This is a genomic window from Nocardiopsis sp. JB363 (assembly GCF_900143625.1).
Taxonomy (GTDB): Bacteria; Actinomycetota; Actinomycetes; order Streptosporangiales; family Streptosporangiaceae; genus Nocardiopsis.
Map to the genome: position 1 here is coordinate 1 of NZ_FRFF01000174.1, position 1,843 is coordinate 1,843.

Genomic DNA, 1,843 nt, shown 5'->3' on the forward strand with positions numbered 1-1,843 from the left:
CCGCCGGGCTTCGCCCGGTCCGGCCGCAGCCGGCCGCATCCCTACCCGCCCGTCTGGTGGTGTCGTGGGCCGCGTCGCCACTACGTGACGGGCCCGGTAACGAAGGGCCCGCTACAGGTGCGGCTCAGGGCGGGCCGCGTCCCAGCGGTAGCCAGCGCTGGCGGTGGAAAAGCGGCCACGAAAAAAGGGGTTGTGGATAACCCGCAAAAGGCGCCATTCCATGATAGGCATCCCAGTACCCTGAGAAAAGAAAACAATATACCCGGAAGTAGGGCTGCCATTCTCCTGGTCATTGGCATATAATCGGAGTATGCGCTTCTTCGACACCCACACCGCTTCGACCGGGGCCACCCCGGTCGAGAAAGCGATGGCGGGTGTGCGCGAGCAGATCGAGGACATCTTCACCACTCCCATCCCGCCCGGCTGCGCGAAAAGCCGACTGGAACAATCGGTGGGATTGCACCGCGACATGGAACGCTCCACCTACCTTCTGTTGGGTGACCTGGCCACGATGGAAGCCTCCGGGGACCTGCTCGAAGAGGGCGGCCAGCGCAGTATCAAGGCGTGGATCACCCACCAGTGGGGCACCACTCCCGCCGAGGCCGGCAACCTCGCCACTCTGGCCCGGGCCGTGCACCGCCAGCAGTTGCCGTTGGTGGATGAGGCGTTTGGGGACAGCACCCTGTCGTTGGGTGAGGCGTGTGCGATCGCGACCTCCACCGAAAAAGCTGTGACCGACTGGGCCAAGGTCCTGGAAACAGCCGATGAGGACTTCCGGGCACAGCACCCCGACGTGGAGGGTTTCCGGGCCCGCCTGGAGTTCGGGCTGATCGCTTATAAGAAGGAATGCCCGAAAGCGTCGGTGCGGCAGTTGCGGGACGCAGCTAAATGGTTCGTCGCCCAACTGGACCCCGACAAAGCCGACCGGGATTACGACGAGACTTTCGACAACCGTGGCGCGCAGTTCTCGCCGACCTTCGAAGGCGGGTTCCTGCTGCGCATGTGGGGGCCGGGTGCGGATAACCAGCTCATCCAGGCCGCCCTGGACGCTTACACCGAACCGTATGGGCCCGATAACGCCGCCATCCCCAAGCACCAGCGCACCTATGACGCGATGATGCGCATCTTCGAGACCGCCCTGGCCCACCGCACGTGCGCGAAGGCCCCGAAGCCGGTGGTCACGTTGAACATCACCGTGCCCCTCAAGCGCTACCTGGGAGATGCCTCGGCTGAGCCGGCGGTGACCGAGGACGGGGTGGTCATCCCCGACCAGATGATCTCCCGCCTCACGCCCAAGAGCTGGTTGCGCCGGTTCCTGACCGACGCCGAAGGCAAAACCCTGCTGGACGTGGGGCAGAAGCACCGGTGCGCCCCCGACCCTGTCCGCCAAGCGGCGGGGTACAAAGAGTTTCACTGCGAATGGCACGAAGGCTGCGACATGCCGCGTAGCTGGTCGCAGTTCGACCACATCATCGCCTTCTCCCACGGCGGGGCCACCAGCTCGGACAACATGCAGCTGCTGTGCTCCACCCACAACCGGCTCAAGCACCGGTTGCAGGTGAAGGCCAACCAGCAGATCTGGGAACACCACCACACCCAGAACCGCCAAGACACCGAGAAGGACGGTGGCGGTGAGGGCGGTGAGGGTGACCCAGCACCAGCCACCGCCTAACACCACCGCACCAGCTTTGACCAGGCGAACACCTCGCCCCGCTCCGCACCATCAATCCGGAGCAGACCCCCAGATCCAACCCCCGCGCCTCTCGAAAACACCCCTGGGTGGGTGTCAGACCCCAAAGGCCCCGTGCCTTGTGGGGATATCGGCATGCCCACCCCCGCGAAC

At 65.1% G+C, this 1,843-nt stretch carries 1 protein-coding gene; it reads left to right on the top strand.

Annotated elements, in window-relative coordinates; all coding sequences use genetic code 11:
• Positions 1 to 310 precede the first annotated feature (310 nt).
• Positions 311 to 1,672, top strand: coding sequence for an HNH endonuclease signature motif containing protein (locus BQ8420_RS27365; RefSeq protein ID WP_087102683.1), 1,362 nt, complete (start codon positions 311 to 313; stop codon positions 1,670 to 1,672).
• The last annotated feature ends 171 nt before the right edge of the window (positions 1,673 to 1,843 follow it).

What these genes read in the sequence shown, in the direction of transcription:
- BQ8420_RS27365 (WP_087102683.1), top strand. Translation starts at nt 311, where the DNA reads ATGCGCTTCTTCGACACCCACACCGCTTCGACCGGGGCCACCCCGGTC.